The sequence below is a fragment of the Flagellimonas sp. ABD4_174 genome (genome assembly GCF_056160185.1).
Window position 1 is genome coordinate 1,615,264 of record NZ_JBSWWP010000001.1, and the last position, 19,827, is coordinate 1,635,090.

Annotated in this window: 15 protein-coding genes; 10 read left to right on the top strand and 5 right to left on the bottom strand. The window is 40.8% G+C overall.

The window, feature by feature from the left end; genetic code table 11:
- Window positions 1-13 precede the first annotated feature (13 nt).
- The 3 genes from ACXAFK_RS07075 to ACXAFK_RS07085 all read left to right on the top strand — a co-directional run bounded on the left by ACXAFK_RS07075 (window position 14) and on the right by ACXAFK_RS07085 (window position 5,966).
- Window positions 14-2,077: a DUF11 domain-containing protein gene (locus ACXAFK_RS07075; protein WP_474957268.1), complete on the top strand. Its 2,064-nt coding sequence runs from the start codon at window positions 14-16 to the stop codon at window positions 2,075-2,077.
- A 233-nt stretch (window positions 2,078-2,310) separates the two neighbouring features.
- Complete coding sequence (locus ACXAFK_RS07080) at window positions 2,311-5,214, top strand: sensor histidine kinase (RefSeq protein ID WP_474957269.1); 2,904 nt, start codon at window positions 2,311-2,313, stop codon at window positions 5,212-5,214.
- Window positions 5,214-5,966, top strand: coding sequence for a LytR/AlgR family response regulator transcription factor (locus tag ACXAFK_RS07085; RefSeq protein WP_293299172.1), 753 nt, complete (start codon window positions 5,214-5,216; stop codon window positions 5,964-5,966). The genes ACXAFK_RS07080 and ACXAFK_RS07085 overlap by 1 nt, the downstream gene beginning before the upstream one ends.
- Before the next feature lie 51 nt (window positions 5,967-6,017).
- Here ACXAFK_RS07085 and ACXAFK_RS07090 read toward each other — a convergent pair whose 3' ends face one another.
- A complete protein-coding gene (locus ACXAFK_RS07090; RefSeq protein WP_474957270.1) occupies window positions 6,018-7,196 on the bottom strand; it encodes a hypothetical protein in 1,179 nt (392 codons plus the stop codon).
- Between the two features lie 207 nt (window positions 7,197-7,403).
- Here ACXAFK_RS07090 and ACXAFK_RS07095 point away from each other — a divergent pair, with 207 nt between their 5' ends.
- Window positions 7,404-9,065, top strand: coding sequence for a hypothetical protein (locus ACXAFK_RS07095; RefSeq protein WP_474957271.1), 1,662 nt, complete (start codon window positions 7,404-7,406; stop codon window positions 9,063-9,065).
- 66 nt (window positions 9,066-9,131) lie between these two features.
- Here the strand turns inward: ACXAFK_RS07095 and ACXAFK_RS07100 are convergent, their stop codons facing one another.
- The 4 genes from ACXAFK_RS07100 to ACXAFK_RS07115 all read right to left on the bottom strand — a co-directional run bounded on the left by ACXAFK_RS07100 (window position 9,132) and on the right by ACXAFK_RS07115 (window position 13,956).
- The gene (locus tag ACXAFK_RS07100) at window positions 9,132-11,021 is read right to left on the bottom strand and encodes a monovalent cation:proton antiporter-2 (CPA2) family protein (RefSeq protein ID WP_252080060.1); all 1,890 of its coding nucleotides are present in this window, start codon (window positions 11,019-11,021) and stop codon (window positions 9,132-9,134) included.
- Window positions 11,018-11,623, bottom strand: a complete 606-nt coding sequence (gene kefF, locus ACXAFK_RS07105; RefSeq protein ID WP_474957272.1) for a glutathione-regulated potassium-efflux system oxidoreductase KefF — start codon at window positions 11,621-11,623, stop codon at window positions 11,018-11,020. Before kefF ends, ACXAFK_RS07100 begins: the two co-directional genes overlap by 4 nt.
- Window positions 11,624-11,729: 106 nt before the next feature.
- Complete coding sequence (locus ACXAFK_RS07110) at window positions 11,730-12,146, bottom strand: response regulator (protein ID WP_474957273.1); 417 nt, start codon at window positions 12,144-12,146, stop codon at window positions 11,730-11,732.
- Between the two features lies 1 nt (window position 12,147).
- Window positions 12,148-13,956, bottom strand: coding sequence for an ATP-binding protein (locus ACXAFK_RS07115; protein ID WP_474957274.1), 1,809 nt, complete (start codon window positions 13,954-13,956; stop codon window positions 12,148-12,150).
- A 325-nt stretch (window positions 13,957-14,281) separates the two neighbouring features.
- Here ACXAFK_RS07115 and ACXAFK_RS07120 point away from each other — a divergent pair, with 325 nt between their 5' ends.
- The 6 genes from ACXAFK_RS07120 to ACXAFK_RS07145 all read left to right on the top strand — a co-directional run bounded on the left by ACXAFK_RS07120 (window position 14,282) and on the right by ACXAFK_RS07145 (window position 19,826).
- The gene (locus tag ACXAFK_RS07120; protein WP_224836526.1) at window positions 14,282-14,683 is read left to right on the top strand and encodes a response regulator; all 402 of its coding nucleotides are present in this window, start codon (window positions 14,282-14,284) and stop codon (window positions 14,681-14,683) included.
- 76 nt (window positions 14,684-14,759) lie between these two features.
- Window positions 14,760-15,308, top strand: coding sequence for a heme NO-binding domain-containing protein (locus ACXAFK_RS07125; protein WP_474957275.1), 549 nt, complete (start codon window positions 14,760-14,762; stop codon window positions 15,306-15,308).
- A complete protein-coding gene (locus tag ACXAFK_RS07130) occupies window positions 15,283-17,343 on the top strand; it encodes a PAS domain-containing sensor histidine kinase (RefSeq protein ID WP_474957276.1) in 2,061 nt (686 codons plus the stop codon). Before ACXAFK_RS07125 ends, ACXAFK_RS07130 begins: the two co-directional genes overlap by 26 nt.
- Complete coding sequence (locus ACXAFK_RS07135) at window positions 17,312-18,442, top strand: FIST signal transduction protein (protein WP_474957277.1); 1,131 nt, start codon at window positions 17,312-17,314, stop codon at window positions 18,440-18,442. The genes ACXAFK_RS07130 and ACXAFK_RS07135 overlap by 32 nt, the downstream gene beginning before the upstream one ends.
- A complete protein-coding gene (locus ACXAFK_RS07140; RefSeq protein ID WP_474957278.1) occupies window positions 18,442-19,509 on the top strand; it encodes a sensor histidine kinase in 1,068 nt (355 codons plus the stop codon). Before ACXAFK_RS07135 ends, ACXAFK_RS07140 begins: the two co-directional genes overlap by 1 nt.
- Window positions 19,506-19,826: an Hpt domain-containing protein gene (locus tag ACXAFK_RS07145; RefSeq protein ID WP_224836531.1), complete on the top strand. Its 321-nt coding sequence runs from the start codon at window positions 19,506-19,508 to the stop codon at window positions 19,824-19,826. The genes ACXAFK_RS07140 and ACXAFK_RS07145 overlap by 4 nt, the downstream gene beginning before the upstream one ends.
- Window position 19,827: the final 1 nt, after the last annotated feature.

Here is a 19,827-nt window from a genome sequence, read left to right on the forward strand (position 1 = left end):
AGAATATAGAAAAATGAGGTTTAGAACAACGATTGCGATACTGTGTTTTATGATGGCAAACTGGTCGTTCGCACAATTGAGCGACCTCCATTATTTGCCGCCTTTGCGACAAGGACAAAATAATGGTGCCATACAACAGCAATCGGTGTACCTGTCAACACCCGAAACAACTCCATTCACGGTAAATGTATATCGGGGAACCAGTGGAACGCCGATAACTTCTTTCACGATTTCGAATGCAAGTTCTGGGCTGTACAATTTGCCCAATGGAAACAACAATATCACTTTAGTGGATGATGGCAATACAGGAGTGGTACTCACCAATGGAGGATTACGATTTATTGCACCGGGCGGGAACAAATTCTATGTAAACTATCGCGGAAGGTCCGGTTCGCAAGCCGCTTCTTTAACATCGAAAGGGCGAGCAGCTTTGGGAACTAGCTTTAAGTGGGGCGGGGTGCCCAACTTGGGAACCCATGTGTCCAAATCCAACACTTTGGGCATTATGGCCACGGAAGATAATACGACCATAGATATTTTTGGTTACGATCCTAATTGCGAATTTAGAGTGGGTTCCAATCGAGCAGGAATTACCGCTGACAGCTACCAAATTGTGTTGGATGCCAACGAATCTTTTGTTTTTGAGACCTATATCGGAAACAATGCGACCCAGGCCCATGAAGATGGATGGATAGGAGCATCTATTGTATCCGACAAGGATATTGTGATAAGTAACGGATCTTTGAACTATGGACGGCAAGCCAATAGCAGCAACCGAGATGCAGGAATAGATCAGCCCGTGCCCGAAAACAGACTTGGTAAAGAATATGTTTTTGTAAGAGGAAATGGAAGCACCAATGGAGCAACAGAGTTCCCATTGATCATCGGTACCCAAAACAATACGGAAATTTATGTGAATGGTTCGGTAACACCGATTGCAACCATTAACAATGGGGATTATTTTGAAATACCCAGTGGCAATTATTCCTCAAATACGGTCGGCGCCAATATGTTTGTTAGAACCTCCAAAGATGTTTACGCTTACCAATGTATGGCAGGCTCAAGTGCAGTATATACACAAGGATTGAACTTTGTGGCGCCCGTTAACTGCCTTATGACCGATACCATGGACAATATTCCGGATATCCGAGATGCGGCAGGTATTAACGTATCAGGTGGTATTACGGTCATCGCATCTACCGCTACACCAGATAGTAATATTGTAGTTTCCGATGCAAGTGGAACCGTAGGATTACCATCGGCCAACACGGTGTCCGGAAGCTCTGATTGGAAAACCTTTTACATACCCAACCTCAATGGAGATGTGAGTGTTCAGTCAACCGGGCCTATTGCCGTTGGATTTTTTGGGTTTAATGGAGCAAGAGGTATTGCAGGTTATTATTCAGGTTTTGATACAGCACCGGATGTAAATTTACAGATTACAGGTAATTATTGCTTGCCCGGAGCCTCATTGGGGATTGCCAGTGGGGAAACCTTTGATGCCTACCAATGGTACGGGGACGGAGCTCTGATTCCCGGTGCAACCTCGGCAACATATAATGCCAGTATGGCGGGAGATTATTATTTGCGGGTGACCAGGGGACCATGTACCTACGATTCCAATACGATCGAAGTATACTATTGCGATGCCGATATTGTTCTCGATAAATCTACGGTCGATGTTTCCGTAAATGAAGGGGATCTGGTCACATTCGATATTTCGGTGGAAAGTCTAGGGCACGATCCTGTTACCAATCTACAAATAACAGACTTATTGCCCACAGGTCTGGATTTTGTGTCCGCGAGTGTATCCAAAGGATCGTTCAGTTACCCCAATTGGAATGTAGGCACCATGAGTAGAGGTGAACTGGTGACCATGACGTTGGTAGCGAAGACCCGATTGGATAATATTTACAATGCATCCGTAACCTACACCAATACCATTACCAATTCACAAGATCAAACAGATGGCAACATCACGACAGATAATCCATCAGTGGATGTTCAGGTCAATCGGATTGCTCCAACATCGGTAATTACCAACCGGAGAATTACCGTTCGCGTAAACCGAAATTGACTTAGTAGGTCATGGTTAAAAAATGTAAAACACTTTTTAATTTAGATTTTTTTCCAACACCAATTTTGAAAGGTCAATTCAACTAATCAATTCAAGTATAAATTTTGTCCTGGTAGATGATTCGAATAGGTATAGGTGCCCTTAAATGATTACCAAAGTTGCTCAGCAACAAACATTGGGTATTTAGCAAAAATCATAAAATATATTCCATAAAACATAATATGTTTGCGGTAATGAGATATCTCCTCAAACGTATTGTGTTATTTCTGTTTTTTGTCCAAGGAAACTGCAGCTTTGCGCAAGAACCCGTTACCCTACATTTAACGGAAAAAGACGGTGTTCCATGTTTGGAGTGTTATACAATAATCAAAGATGGGAGCAACCTGATTTGGCTTGCCGGAAACACAGGTTTGTTCAGTTACAACGGAGAAACTTTTACGGAACACTCCATTCCTGACCAAAAAGGGCGATCGGTTTTTAATCTTTCGGAAGATCAACAGGGCACCATATGGTGCAATAACCTGCATGGGCAAATTTTAAGGGCGCCCAAAGGAGAACAACTATCTCTTTTTAAAGACCTCAATAGCCAATTAAAAGGAAACTTGGCCCAATTGCACCATGTGGACAAAAATCTCGTGGTTAGTTCTTCCCAAGGACTTTTGGTACTTGATAAATCGACCGGAAAAACCATTTTTAAATATAGTTTGGAAGTAATTCACTCTCAAGTAGTGGAGGGGGAGCTATACTTTATTGCACGAACAGGCGAAGTATATCAATTGGCCGATAATGAATTAGTACTATTGCATAAAACCAAATCTGAAAAAAGTATTAGGTACCCATACTTTTTAAAGATACATGGAGAATTGGCTATCAGTTCCATCGAAAACCAACAATTGCAGATTCAAATATTCGGACAAAGGGACCAGTTGCATAAATTTTCCGGGTTTACAGAGCTTGGCAAGGTACGAATCGCCCAGGTTACCTATTTGGAAAATGAAATATGGTTTGCTACCGATCATGGAGTACTGATCTATACCTACCAAAATGGTGATTATCATCTTAAAAATCACATTTTGGAGGAGTTTTTTGTAACCAGCGTTGCTAAGGACAATGATAGCAATTATTGGTTGACCACATTAAGGAATGGAGTTTTTCTTGTTCCGAACATAGCTTTGGAGAAGTTGAGTTTGGATTGGTTGGATGGCAGTATTTCGTCCGTGGTAAACACCAATGACCAATTGATTCTGTCCACGACCAAAGGTGAAATTGTTTTAATGGACCTAAATACCATGAAGGTGGTAGGTTCAATACGTTTGCCGGGCAAAAGTGTCATCAACAAAATCTTTTTTAATCCTTTTACCAATAGGGTAATAGTGAGTACCAACGGGGATGGCTCATATAGCTTAGATCTGGCAACAAAACGTTTGATTCCCCAAAATAGAAAGTACGATGTGAGCAAGGACCTTGTGTTTCTCAACAAACGGGAGTCCATATACTTGACCTACAATAAATCGGTTCTGTACAATAACGCGAAGAGTAAAGAAATCGACTCTACCGTGATTATGCAAAAACGGCCCTATGCCGCAGTTACAGATACTTTGACCAAGGAAACTTACATTGCGTATATAGATGAGCTCGTGCACTACGATGGTCTCTGGAACCCTACTTCTATTTATTATAGAGATCAACCCATATACGTTTCCAATTTAGCGCGAACAGCGGATGGTACCGTTTGGGGTTCCAATCCAAAACATGGGCTGCTCGGAATCAAGAACAAAAAGGTGATCAAGACATTTAACATAAAAGATGGCTTGTTGGGCACCAATATTCAGAATTTGGAGAGCGATGGATATAAGTTATGGATCAACACCCAACATGGAATTCAAGTAGTGGATACCCAAACGGGAGATATAAAAAGCATAACAGGGCGCGATGGTATGCCCAATAGTCTGGTGGATGTAGAGATTACCAAAGATCGTGTTTTCGCTGCTTCTCAAAAAGACTTGTTCATATTCGATAAAAATGTACACACCAGCTTTAAGCAAGCTCGGGTGCCGGACATGTACTTTACCCAAATCAAAATAAATAATAGGGATACAACGGTGCAGAGTACATACAGATTGCCGCACCATCTTAATGCGATCAGCTTTGGGTTCCATACCAACACCTTTAGAAGTCCTGAGTTTGTTTTGTACGAATATCAATTGCAGGGTCTGGATACCACTTGGCTTACCACAAATACATCACCTGTTACCTACGAAAGTCTTCCGCCTGGTAATTTTACATTTAATATTAGACCGGTTTCCTCAAGGTTAAAAGGAAAAACACTTTCTGTAGATGTATCCATAGCCCGTCCGTTTTGGTCGACTTGGTGGTTTTTCGCAATTAGTTTTTTAGTGATCGTTATTTCCGTCGGTCTATATTTTAAACATAAAATACGAACTAAGGAAGAGGAAAAACAAAAGGAGCTGGCAAGCTTGATCAAAGATAAACGATTGACCAACCTAAAGTTGGAAAACCTAAGATCGCAGATGAATCCGCATTTTATGTTCAATGCCTTAAATTCCATACAGCTGTACATCATCAATAACGAAAAAGACTTGGCCCGAACATATTTGGTCAAGTTTTCGAGATTGATACGGATCTATTTGGAGCATGGGCAAAAAAATGAGGTAACGCTTGCCGAAGAACTAGAAGCATTAAAACTTTATTTGCAATTGGAAAAAATCCGATTTGAGGAAAAATTGGATTATTCCATACAGATTGCACCCGAAGTAGATGTGAACGGGACAAAAATTCCGTCAATATTTATTCAACCCTATGTGGAGAACGCCATTAAACACGGATTGCGCAGGGCTGCCGAACAAAACAAGCTAAGTATCACCTTTGATCTAAATGATGCCCATACCGATCTGGTTTGTACCATAAAGGACAATGGAATAGGAATAAGGGCATCCGAAGAGCAAAAGAAAAGCCGCGAACACAAACCATTTGCGAACAGGGCCAACATGGAAAGGGTAGAACTGTACAATTTAAAAAGATCAAAAAAAATACAACTGGAAGTTATGGATTTAAAAGTATTGGGCCAGCAAGGTACTTTGGTGACCATTAACATTCCGCTACAAAAAAATGGATGATGAACGCTATAGTAATTGATGACGAAGAAAAGGCAAGAAACCTCCTGTCCCATTTAATTCGGGAGAATTGTCCACAGATTCAAAAATTGGATTTGGCAAAGGATTTGGAAGAGGGTGTGGCACTAATAAAAAAAGAACGGCCGCAACTGGTGTTTTTGGATATTGAGATGCCAAAAGCTTCGGGATTGGAACTATTGGAGCACTTTACGGAACCTGTGGATTTTCAGATAATATTCACCACGGCCTACAGTTCTTATGCCGTGGATGCCTTTAAGCTGAACGCCATAGACTATCTTTTAAAACCGATCGATACCGATGAACTTAAAATTGCGGTTGAAAAAGCGGAAGCTTTGGCCAATAGTGAAGCAATACACTCAAAGATCGAACATTTAAGGACATCCTTAAAGATGATCAGTCTTAACAAAATAGCCCTGGAAGTGCCCAAGGGCATCCTCTTTGTTTCGTACAACGATATTCTTTATTTTGAAGCGGATGGAATGTACACCACTGTGTATATGAACAAGGAGAACAATAAGACCATTTGCAAGCCGCTTAAATTTTTTGTGGAGCAATTGGCGGACAACAACTTATTTTTTAAATGCCACAGATCGTATTTGATCAACTTAAAATATGTAGAGGAACTAATCCGTGAGGACGGTGACTTTTTACTTATGGAGAACAAGAAAAGAATCCCTATATCCAAAAGTAAAAAAGATGAGTTCATAAGTGTGGTGAAAGAAACATTTTGGTAATAAAAAAAGCGACCTCTAAGGTCGCTTTTTTGTGATCAATAATTGTGGGTCCTAGCTCTTGTATTTTAAGGCTTCTTCTTTTTTTACATAGTAAATACGCTGATCGTTCATAAGCATATAACTTTTTCCATAGCTGCTGCCATTGTATTTTTGACCTATAAAAAAGCCTTCTCGCTTGTAATTTCCTTCGGGTGTTTTCATTACGGTGATCAATTTAAGTTCTCTTCGCAATGGAACACCGGTAAGGGCATGTGTAATTATGTTCCAGTCATTGGATTGTATATAGGCATAAACGGGCTGTTCTTTCCACTTGTAGTAAGCGGCTCTTTCCTTTATAAAACGAAGGCCATCTGCCTCCAAGCTGGCATTTTTCATACCTCTGGCCGGTAGGGCGGGAGCATTGGCCAAACTTTGCTCTTCCAAGTGCATCTGCAGCATATCAAAAACCTCAACACTACGCTTTTTTACGTATTCTGGGGTTTGTAGCAAATCCTGAAGATGCGCTAAGTCCCTTCCTATTAACAAGTACTGGTCGTTGCCGATCCATTCGTTGCCATATTTTTGCCCTTTGATAGGTACAACGGGGGGCGCAACTATAAGTACGTCTTTTTCAATAGCGTAGGCACGCTTCATTTTCATGGCTTCGGGTCCTGCAAAATTTGCAAATTCGATGATAAAGGTACCTCGATCAACCAGCTCCTTATATTCTTCCAAGATTACAAAATGGTTCTTGGCCTCATCGGACAAGTGCATGGTACCATTGTAGGCCTTTGGATCATATTCCAAGGAAAAACCACCATAGGCAAACAGGGGGAATTCAGCAAAATGACTACCCACTTGGTCTAGCATTACACTAGATAAATAGTAGGTACCGGATAAGCCTTTCTCATCGGTATAATCTTTTTTATAAAGTGGCCAGGCCTTTACCTTGTTTCTGTTGTGCATAAACACATATGGCTCCGTAATCTCATAGAGGTTGACCATTTCTTCCTGTTCTTCGGTTTGGGAAGCAGGTTCATCGGCATTGGTTGTTTCCGGTGTGTTTTGGTTGGACATACCGCTCACTGGTTTTGTGGGCGCAGCTGTTTTGGCTTCCTCCTCTTCCTTTCCGTCCAAAGTCTTGTTGAGTTCCTTTTTGGCAGCTTTCTTCAGCTTTTTCATAAACTGGGCCTCAGTGGATTGAACTCCGAATACCATCCCTGTAAGCAACAGCACATAAATTCTTTTCATTTTGTTGTAGGTTTATTTTCACTACAAAGTAGGGTTCAAAACAGTACTTATTTCTACGAAACTTTCTTAAACCACCATTTTTTCTTCTAAGCAATAATTGACGATATCATTCAGAAAAAAAATCCATCCATTCAAAAAAAATAACACTGATCGCCGATGGGGCCATTCTAGTTTTGGGCTTTAAACCTTAATTAAATCAAATTAAAAATGAAGCACACCAATCTTACATTTATCTACGCGTTGGCAGTAGGATCATTATTTTTTTCTTGTTCCGATGATGCCGAGGATACCGATAACCCGATACCCGAGGCGACTGTTGAAATTACTGCACAAGATGTTACCATAACCATGGATGAAGTAACCCAAATTGAAGACGGTGAATCTTTGGAACTTTCGTTGGCATCGTTGGCCGACTACATTACTGTGGAGGGCGCGGAAGGCGTTGAACCGGTATTCTCGATCAAATCGCAATCTGTTGATGGGGCCTTTGCCATTGAAGGGAACAACCTGATCCTAAACAATAAAACTATCTTGGATTTTGAAACCAACCCAGAATTTACCGCAGTTGTAACGGTGACGGTCGGGGATGAATCCAAGGATTTGAACGTAACCCTTACCTTAAACGATGTCCATGAGGCGACATGGAGCATTGGGCCAATTGAGGTCGGTATGTACGAAAACCCGGAAAACAACGAGCAATTATTGATCGTGGCCATATCAAACTATAATCCTGAGTTGGATGGGGAAGTAACGGTAACTTTAAGCGAACAAAGTCCGGCCAATGCTTTGCGCATGGATGGAAAGGCTTTACTGGTAAACGATGCCAGTCTTTTTGATTTTGAGACTAACCCTACCATTACGGCCAAGTTTACGGTTACAGATGCCAATGGGAGAACTCAAGAAAATGTGATCACCATTTCTTTGATAGATGTGGCAGAGACCAGTTGGACGGCAGAAAACACAGCCTTTACTATAGACGAACACCCCAATAGTGGTACAGTGATTGGCAATATTGCTCCCGCATTGACCGACTCCAACATTGTACTGACCTATTCCATTTCACAAATTACACCAGATTTATTGGTGATAGATACTAACGGAGATGTAATTGTAAACCATGGTTATTTAATGGATTATGAAACAGGTGACAAGGCAGCTACGGTTACTATTACGGATAATCAGGGCAACTCACAAGACATTTTCATTGTTGTTCACCTAAACAATATACAAGAGCCGCAATGGGGCTTTAATGTTACTTCTCAAGGGAACATTACCGTGAACGAAAACCTGCCCAATGGAAATACTTTAGGTATTTTTTCGCAATACGTCGTTGACTACAGGGAGGGTGTACATGGCACCTTAAGCTATTCGCTTGCCAATGAATCCGTGCCCGGGGCATTAGGTGTTACAGGGCAGGGATTTTTACAGGTTAATGATGCATCGGCATTTGATTATGAAACCAATCCAACAATCACTGCTACCTTAAAAGCTACGGACCAAAGGGGTACCACCAATAGTGTTCCCGTTACCATTACTTTAAACGATTTGGGAGAACTTACCTTAAATGATATATCCGTATTTGTTTCATCCAGCAGTAGTCCAGGTGATGTTGCGTTTACGCCGTCCGTGTTTTTGGATGGGGTTAGAATCGCCAATACTGATTTAGCAAGCGATTATGTTGTGACTTTTAGTGATTATAAGATAAACGGGCAAAATACGGCAAGTTCTATTTTGGAACTTAATAATTCCGGGCAAGTTACGTTGTTGAATATTTTGGGATCCCAAGATAATTTTACGGCAATTATGACCGTTACCAATGCACAGGACCAAAACATTACCGTTTCTGCCAATGTATTGGTTCGTTTTTAAGTTTTTCCATTGCACAAACAATACAAAAGCCCAAACTTTTTAAATAAAAGTTTGGGCTTTTACTTGTTATTGCTCTTTATTGGTGCTGTAGGATATCCGCATTTGTTCGGTGTCCCAATGTCCGTCGTTGCCCATAATCCCTCTTTTGAGGTCGTCCTCCAAGACTTTTTCCTGTTGCGCCATGGATTCTCTGGCTTGGAAAATATAATCTTTATCGATTTTGGGCAATTGTGACTGGCGCTTTAGCAGTTCTACATCCATTTTGATGAAATTCTGGGCCTGCCTGTGCAAAGTATGTTTTCTAAAACCTAATTGACTTAGAACATCGCTGGCCATCTTTACCGAGGTATCCAAGGATTCACGATATATATTTTCTACTCCGAGGTTCAATAATTTAAAGGCATCGTAACGGTTTTTGGCCCTAACGATCAATTGTACATTTGGGTGTTTGTGCTTTACAAGTTCTACCAGTTTTAACGTGGTATCCGGGTTGTCTATGGCACTTATCAACATATCGGCTTGTCCTATTCCGGCAGATTCCAATAGGTCGATGCGTGTTGCGTCTCCATAATAGACCTCAAACCCCATTCTTCTTAAAAAATCCACCCTGTTCGAATCGGAATCCAAAATAGTGGCCTCAACGCCATGTGCTCTTAAAAACCTTCCAATGGTACTGCCAAAATGTCCAAAACCGACCAAAATGATCTTACTGTTTTTGGCGATATGGTCAATTGGTCGTTTCTCGGATTCCTTGGTGCCTACTTTTGGAAGGACCAAACGTTCGTTTACCATGCTCAAAATAGGGGTAAGGGTCATGGTCAATGCTGTAATAACCAGCATTATATCCATCATTTCTTTACTTAAAATATCCAATTGGAACGCAAACGAGAGCAAAACAAAGGCAAATTCACCAATTTGTGCAAGCCCAACGGTCAATAACAATCGTTGATCCAATTTTAACTTAAATACTGCACCTACTATAAAAAGGACCAAGGCCTTTAAAACTATAATGGCCAATAAAAACCCGCCGACGGTTCCTGGGTTTTCTTGGATTACCATAAAGTTTATGGAAGCACCTACGGCCATAAAAAATAATCCCAATAACAAATCCTTAAAGGGTTCCAGAGTGCTTTCGAGTTCGTGTTTAAACTCACTGGTCGCCAAGACCACTCCGCCCAAAAAAGCGCCTAGTGCCGGGCTAAGACCTACAAATTCCATTAAAAAGGATATGCCCGTTACGATCAAAAGGGCAGAGGCGGTCAATAACTCCCTTACCCTTGCAGTGGCCACTTTACGCAAAAGGGGAACTATCAAATACCTGCCGGCAACAACGATCATTGCCACCGAAAGGATAATGGCGAGGGTCTGTAGTCCCAATGGCAAATTCTCCAATAAATTGGCACTGCCGGAATGAGTGTCCGTGGCAGCTCCGCTGGCATTGTTGGACAATAATGGAAGGGCACCCAACATAAAGATGACGATGATATCCTGAAAGAGAAGGATGGAAAAGGAGGATGTTCCGTAAGTGGTTTGGAACAGTCCCTTTTCTTTTAGGGTCTGCAAAGTAATGGCCGTGGATGATAGTGCAACGGCCATGGAAACGGTCAGGGCCACTTTCCATTCGTATCCTACCCAGGTAAAAAACAGATATGATAGCGCAGTGGTAGCCAAAACTTGTAATCCGCCCAAGCCCAAAATGGTCTTTCGCATCTTCCAAAAGTTTTTGGGTTCTATTTCCAGGCCGATCAAAAAAAGCATCATTACCACACCGAACTCGGCAAAATGAAGGATGTCGTCACCTTCTTCACCAACAAATCCCAAAAGAAATGGGCCAATAAGAACCCCGGCCAATAAATATCCCAAAACCGAACTTAAGCCAAGTCGCTTGGCGATAGGCACGCAAATAACCGCTCCGGCAAGAAACACAATGGCTTGAAAAAGTATACTTCCGGTCATAAGGAATTCAGATTTTTTGGTTTAGGGATGTTGTTTAGTAAGGAACTGTCCTTTGTAGTCTCCAAAAGTGAATCGTTCAATAAAGACCTTACCAGGTCGGCATATTGGCTGGCATATGTGTTTAAATCGCTTTTCGATAGGTAATGGGTTCCCATAACCGCGAACGGGGGCAAGTATTCCATGCTACAAAGTCTGGCGGTCTGTTCAAAAGGGCGTAAAAACTCATGGACCGTGTACATGTTGGATCCTTGAGCGCAATAGACTTCCTGAGTGCCTCCTGTGGTAATGGCATTCAGACATTTTTTGCCCTGCAGGGCGTTTCCTTTTGGACCATAGGCCCAATTGAACTCCAGTACGAGGTCTATCCATTGCTTGAGCAAGGGTGGGCAACTGTACCAATAAAACGGATGGTGCCAAATAATGATGTCGTGGTTGTTCAAAATTTCTTTTTCCTTTTCCACATCGATCAGAAAATCTGGATAGTTTTCGTACAGATCGTTGAAGGTTACTCCCGGAATATCCTTGACTTGATCTACAAGGGCCTTGTTGGCCTTGGAAGCCTCGAACTTTGGGTGTGCGAATAATATCAATACTTTGGACATAACGCAAAAATAAGCCTAACTAACCAAAGATGACTATATTCCGGTTAATGGTCGGGTATTTTTAATATTTAAATATTATAAAATAAAAAGGGCGGTATTGTTTATGTTACTCCAAAGAGGTATTGAACACCTCGGTCAATATATCTTTTAATTTGTCCTCGTAAATGGGCTTTACAACATAGCCAGTAATCTCTTCAAACTCTTTGGCTTTTTTAATATCGTCTTCACTGTTGGAGGAAGTAACCATGAATATCTTTACTTTTTGGTCTTCCAGTTTTGGCTTTATTTTCTTGAATTCCGATAGAAAACCCCAACCATCCAAATAGGGCATATTGATATCCAAAAGAATAATTTCTGGCAAGTTGACGTTTTCACTTAAACATAAATGCACATATTCCAGTGCCTGTTCACCATCCGTAAAGCTGTTTACGATCAGATTATCAGACAAGCTGTTCAATAGTTTTTTTGTGACGAACAAATAAATCTCGTCATCATCTACCAATAAAATATTCGACTTTTTCATATTAGCTAAATTTTATTTTAAACGTTGTGCCAACACCTTCTTCACTCTCTATTTCTATTGTGGCGTTCATGGCCTCCAATTGCGATTTTACTATAAATAGGCCCATACCTTTGCCAGAAATATTGCGGTGGAACTTTTTATAGAGTTTAAATATGCTATCTCGATGACGGTCCATATTTATACCGAGCCCGTTATCCCTAACATACATAACCTTTTGGTTGTTCTCCCATGCTGTTTCTACAATAAAATGGGATTCGGTATTAGGTTTTCTGTATTTAATGGCATTGGACAACAAGTTCTGAAAAATACTCTTCATGTAAAACTTGGAGCATTTAAGAGAGTGCCAGGCGTCCAGTTTGTATATGGTCTTAAAGTTGCTGGCCTCACGGTCCAAAAGGGTTTCAACAAAATCGTTTTCAACATCCTTGAGCAACAACAACAAGTTTACGTTCTCAATCTTTAAATTTTTATTGTTCAATATGGAAACGTAGGTGTGGACATCTTCGGTAAGGGTTTTAATGCTCTCGGAAATGGATCTAAGTTTTGGAAAAAATTCGTCAAAAGATTTTTGATCTTTGGATTTACTTAATAAATCCACCACAATGGACATACTGCTCACCGGTGATTTAAGATTATGTGCCACCACGTAGTTGAACTCTTCCAATTGCTGGTTGCGCAACCACAATTTGTTGTTTACTTTTTTGAGCAATAAGTTGGTTGCCTCAAGTTGCACCTTGCCCTTGGCCAATGCATTGTTCTTTGTTTTCAGTTCGGAAACAAACATGCTTCGTTCTTCTTGTAAACGGGCATAGTATATCCCTACTAAAAAAACGACCACAAGGGTCAAAAAATTAAAAAGGATCAAATTTTTATTAATTATTTCCAACCTGGAATCTATATAGGCTTTTGGAATCTCTTGGATTATGGCCCAATCGTTGTCGGTAATAACATCGATTGTATTTATGTAACGGTTCATGCCAATATCTTTTTCAAAACCGATATTCACATTTCTAAAAACCCATAAACTACCTTTTTCGAGAAAGGCAGTGTCCTCCCTAAAAATAAGGTTCGTTAGTTGAAGCTTTTTATACTCCGCGGAATCGGGAATACCCTTCTCAACTAAATGCGGCATGGTGTCCACCGATAGATTGGTGGTAACGATGTTTTGATTTTTGTCGATCAAATAAAAGTTTTCGTTCACCAGCCCGGTCTTCATCATTTGTAACCTTTCGCTAAGATCAAAGTTGATCACGGCCAGTCCAATTTGTTCCTTATTAACATTAAATACAGGTGTTACCCCACGCAAAACCGGTTTATGGGGAATCTCAATAATCCCGTACTCTTTGTTAAGTTCTATGGGAGAAACGTAAACCTGTCCCTTTTTTAACGATAAACCTTTTTGAAAGTATGACCGATCCACCTTGTTCTGGAGATCCGTTTGTTTTAGCATGGTCCGGGGAGCAACTTTCTCATAACGTAAAACCTCGTTTCCGTGTAGATCCAATACTCGAAATTGATCAAAGTTTTTTTGGAGTTGTACAGTTTTGATGTAATTGTTGATAAATGCGGTATCCAGCTGATGGTTCTTGGAAAATGAAACGGGGAAAGCATAATCGGACCAAAATTTAGTGGACTCGATGAGATAATTTACCTGATCGGTAAGATGATAGCTTTTTTTTATAATATCTCTTTGCTGTATTATCGCCAGATTATCTATCAAGCTTTGTTTTTGAAAATAGGACCAAACAAGCGAGAAAATCAATAAGGGGATGTACAGTGCCGCAATAACCTTCAAAATTCTGTACCACATAGGTAAATGATCCGATTTGATAAATTAAAACACTACTTGTAGGGGGATACATATATAAATCTACAAAATTATTCTGTATTACATATATTGATCGTTGTAATGCATTTGATAACAAAAATTAATCGATCAAGGACTTTCATCCCAATGTGTACAGGGATTACCGACCTATTCAAATTTGATGGAACACCAAAATTGGTGGGAATTCCAATTACATTCGTCGACACATATTTACCATTCGTCTACAGTAAATGAGTGTTTAATCGTTGTTGAAGATCAAATCTCAGGATGATTGACTTATTTTGACCATCACTTAAATTCCATAACAATGCACATCTTATTCATTGAGGACGACGCTATCGAAACCATGAAGTTTCAGCGAACCCTTTCCAAATTGGAAACCAAGCATACCTTGATCGAAGCTAAAAACGGTGAAGAAGCGTTGGAATATTTGGAGTCTGGCAAATCCTTGCCGGATATTATTTTACTGGATCTGAACATGCCCCGAATGAACGGAATCGAATTCTTGGGCATATTAAAAGAACATAAAAAAATAAAATACTTGCCCACAATAGTGCTTACCACATCCGAAAACCGGGACGATCTATTGGAATGTTACAAAATAGGTATTGCAGGTTATATTATAAAACCCCTCAAATACGAGGATTATGAAACCAAAATACGAAACGTTCTGGAGTACTGGAACATCAACGAACTGGTCAAAGCCTAGTTAAAAACGGCATTTCACAACAAAACTTACTCACTGGGTAAATGTTTTCCTACTTTTGAAACGAATAAGCCAGATTATGAAAGGAATAGTATTTACCGAATTTTTGGAAATGGTGGAAGACCAGTTTGGGTTGGAGACCGTGGATGACATTATCGAAGCGGCCGACTTGCCCTCGGACGGCATTTATACCTCTGTTGGAACCTACGATTTTAACGAAATGGTGGCCCTTCTACAAAGTTTGAGCCAAAAGACCAATATGTCCATAGACGACCTATTATATGCCTTTGGCCATTATTTGTTCGGAAGTTTGGGAAAGGCGCATCCCGAAGTAATAAAAAGTTATACCTCTCCCATCGGATTGCTTTATTCCATTGAAGATCATATTCATGTGCATGTCCAAAAACTCTATTCCGACGCCGAACTGCCCACTTTTAACATCTTGGATAAAACGGATACATCAATTTCCATGGTATATGTTTCCTCTAGGGGACTATATCGATTGGCTCACGGATTAATAGAAAAATGTTTTGAACATTTTAATACCACCTCCAAAGTTACCTACGAACTTTTAAAAGAGGACGGAACCGAAGTCAAATTTGATGTTGTACAGGATGGCCAAGGATGAGATAGCAATTTTAAAAAGGGCGTTGGAGCGCCAAAAAAAAGCAAGGGCACAGGCCGAGAGGATACTCGAGGAAAAATCCAAGGAACTTTACGATACCGCAGAGCATCTTAAAAGAGCCAATGCGCGGCTGGAGAATCTATTGGACGAAAAAACCGACGAGGTAGATGCCGGATTTTTGAGTATCATTGATTCTTACGTGGTTATGGACCTTGGATTCAATGTGGTCCGAAGCAACGAATCTGCAAAGGATTTTCTTCAGTTCGACAAAGACAGCCCTAAAATCAATCTATCCAGCTATATACACCCAGATTTTGCGCAATATACTGCCGAATCCGTTCAAACTCTTTTGGATACGGGTGTGCTAAAAAATTATAGATCCAAGATCATACTCCCCAATGGCGAAGAGAAATTTGTACAGATAAATGCAAGTATAATCTACGACCGTAATCGAAATCCCATTGCCGCCCAAGGAATTTTGCGTGATATCACCCAAGAAAAAGATATTGAAAATCTACTGGCAAACCAACGGAAACAATTAAAGGAATCCGAGAACAGGCTGTCCACATTGATCAAGAATTTGGAAATGGCGGTACTCTTGGAGGACGAAAACCGAAATATAGCCCTCACCAATAAAAAATTCTGCGAAATGTTCAGTGTTCCTGCAAACCCTGAAGATATGACAGGAATGGATTGTGGTTGTGCTGCAGAAAAAACTAAAGATCTATTTAAAAACCCAGATCAATTTATGGCCAGGGTAACGGAGATCCTCGAAAATCGGGAGCCGGTACTTGCCGATGAACTGGAAATGGTGGATGGCCGTATTTTGGAACGCGATTACATTCCCGTAATTAGCGATGGTGTATACAAAGGCCACCTATGGAGTTACAGGGATGTAACGTTGAACAGGACCTTTAAGCGGAACCTCCAAGCCGAAAAGGACAAGTACAGTGGAATAATTGCAAATATGAACCTAGGCCTGGTCGAAGTGGATACCGAAGATCGCATTCAAATGGTAAACCAGAGCTTTTGCGAAATGAGCGGATTTACCGAAGAGGAACTTACGGGCAAGCATGCCAGCGACGTACTTTCGGTACAAGATGAATCCATAATTGCAGAAAAGAACGCCAAACGGATTCAAAACCAATCCGATTCTTATGAAGTAGAAGTTATCAATAAATATAATGAGTTTCGCCATTGGTTGATCAGTGGCGCACCAAGATATGACGAAAAAGGCAAGGTAATAGGTTCCATTGGGATCCATTTGGATATAACCGAACAAAAAAATCTACAACTGGAAAAAGAAAAGTTGTTGGATAAACTGGAGCAGAGCAATGAAAGCCTAAAAGAATATGCCTATGTAGTTTCCCACGACCTAAAATCGCCGCTAAGAAGTATCGAAGCCTTGGCCAGTTGGTTGAAAAATGATTATAGTGAAGCCTTGGGCGAAACCGGCAGGGAATATTTGGGCATGATCCAGGACAAGATAGAATCCATGGAAAACCTGATCAGTGGCATATTGGCCTATTCCACCGCAAATACTTCGGAATTGAACAATACACAAATAGACCTAAACGAGGTAATCTCTGGTATTGTGGACAGCATTTACATTCCAGAAAATGTTAAGGTAGTCGCCCCTGCACCCTTACCAAATATCATCGCAGATAGGACCAAAATGCATCAATTGTTCCAAAACATTATTTCAAATGCGGTCGTCCATATCGATAAAAAAGTAGGAAAGGTAGAAGTACTGTTTCAAGAAGAATCCGATCATTGGAAATTCCGCATCAAGGATAACGGAGTGGGTATCCCGAAAAAATATCACAAGAAAATATTCGATATTTTTCAGTCCGCCTCAACCGATAAAAAATCAACAGGAATAGGTCTATCCATAGTTAAAAAAATCATCGACAGATATAACGGTTCCGTTTGGGTAGAAAGCGAAGAAGGAATCGGTACCGATTTCCATTTTACCATAGAAAAGCAACCCCTTAAAACCGAACGCCATGAAGATCTTACAAGCGAAAAAACAATCTGATACCAATTTTGAGTTTATCTCGGAAAAAACCGAGCTGAAAGAACCTTTGGTTCTAATTTTTGGTAATAGGTACTTATTGCAAGAGGAAAAACTGTACCAAGAAGTAAGAAACTTGTTTCCCGATGGACATTTGGTGTTTGGGTCAACCTCGGGAGAGATTTTGGGGGAGAAAGTATTGGACGGAACAGTAACATTGACCGCAGTTGAGTTCGAAAAAAGCCATTTTTTGGTAAAAAGCAAGAATGTGGCCGAATTTGATCAGGATGATGCCGATCTGGGCAAAGTTCTGGCATCAGAATTCCCTACCGAAAACTTAAAACATGTGTTTGTGGTTTCGGAAGGAAGCACTGTAAACGGTAGCGAACTTATCGCAGGACTGGAACATGTAGGTAAGGGTAATTTTGGTCTTTCCGGAGGACTCTGTGGGGATGATGACCGCTTTGAGGTCACCCTGTCATCCTATAATGAGCACCCTAAACAAGGAGAGGTTGTGGCTATTGGGTTCTATGGTGATACTTTGGAAATCAGTTGTGCCAACTTTGGCGGATGGACCCCCTTTGGACCAGAACGATTGATTACAAAATCGCGAAAGAACATTTTGTTCGAGCTCGATGGCAAGCCAGCTTTGGATTTGTATAAAAAATATTTGGGCGATAAGGCGGGCGAACTTCCCAAATCGGCACTTCTGTACCCACTTAGTGTACAGACCAATGATGAAGAACCTATTGTACGTACCATTTTGAATATAGATGAAGAACATAATGCCATGATATTGGCCGGCGACGTACCCGAAGGTTCCAAAGTACAATTAATGATGGCCACGGTGGACGATATCGCCAATGGGGCAAGGTCCGCGGCCAAACTCGCTGTGGAAGAACGTGAAAACGAATCCCAACTGGCCATATTGATCAGCTGTGTGGGACGAAAACTGGTAATGGATCAACGAACCGAGGAAGAAATCGAGGAAGTAACCCAGGTTATTGGCGAGAATGTGGCGGTATCCGGCTTTTATTCTTATGGGGAAATGGCACCATTTGCAGGTCAGAATACCTGTAAATTACATAACCAAACCATGACTTTGACCTTATTCAGCGAGTAATGCACAGCCTTTTAAAAAGACAGCTTAAAAAGTACCTGCCCGAAACTTACTCGGACAATCGTGATTTGGATCAGCTTTTGGACGCCATTGCCAACTCTTACGAAAATTACGACGAAAAGCTGAGGATGCTACAAAGGGCCACAGCACTAAGTTCGGATGAGTTGTACGATGCCAATAGAGAACTGGAAAAGGAAGCTGCCCGACAGAAACAGGTATTGAACTCGCTTGAAAGCGCACTTTCCTCCCTGCAGGCAAACTTTAAACAACAAGAAGTTCCAAAAAACATTGTGGACAGTGATTTTGATGCAGAAAAATTGGCCCGACAAATCGGGGAATTGGCTCAGCGAGCATCAGAAATGACTACCGAGAAAGATAGACTGCTCAAGAATTTGGCAAGTCAGAATGAATCATTAAACAGTTATGCCCATGTGGTATCCCATGATCTAAAATCACCAATTAGAAACATTAGCGCGCTGATAACCTGGATAGAGGAAGACGAAAAAGATACCCTGTCCGATCAGAGCAAACAAAATCTATCCTTGGCACTTGGGAACTTGGAGAAAATGGACAAGCTCATCACCGGTATACTAAAACATGCCACATTACAGGACAAGAACGCTTCCAACGATGTTTTTGAATTGGGCGAATTGCTTGCCGGTATTCAACAAAGTATTTTTGTGCCCAAAAATGTACAGTTTAAGGTTCCTGGGCAGCTGCCCCAGCTGTATTACGATCGCTACAAGATCGAACAGCTTTTCATGAATTTAATGACCAACGCCGTTAAGGCTACCGAAGGCAAGAAACAAGGAACTATCCGGGTCGATTTTAAGGACGAAGGCGACCATTGGTATTTTGCCATTGCGGACAATGGAAAGGGAATACCGGAAAAGCATCAATCGGATATTTTTGATATGTTCCATAAATTGGAGGACGATGCCATGGCAACGGGCATTGGTTTGGCTCTGGTAAAAAAGATAGTATCCCTTTATGAAGGGAATATTTGGGTGGACAGTATTGAGAATATGGGAACTACATTTCATTTTACCCTAAAAAAACAAAACCTATGAGAGAAATCCCAAATCTAGAGTACGTGGACAACCTTGCTGAAGGAGATATGGTCTTTCGTCAAAAATTTATTGGTATATTAAAGGAGGAATTTCCTACGGAACAAGAGGAATACCTGGATACCATAAAAAATGCACTTTTTCGCGAAGCTTCCGAGCATGTGCACAAGATAAAGCATAAATTAAACGTTCTAGGTTTACACAATGCTTACACTTTGGCCGTAAAGCACGAGAAGGAACTGCGAGATGGCGAACAATCGTTTAAAGATGAATTCTTGTCGATTTTAAAAGATGTGGAGCACTACCTAAAAACCATTTAAA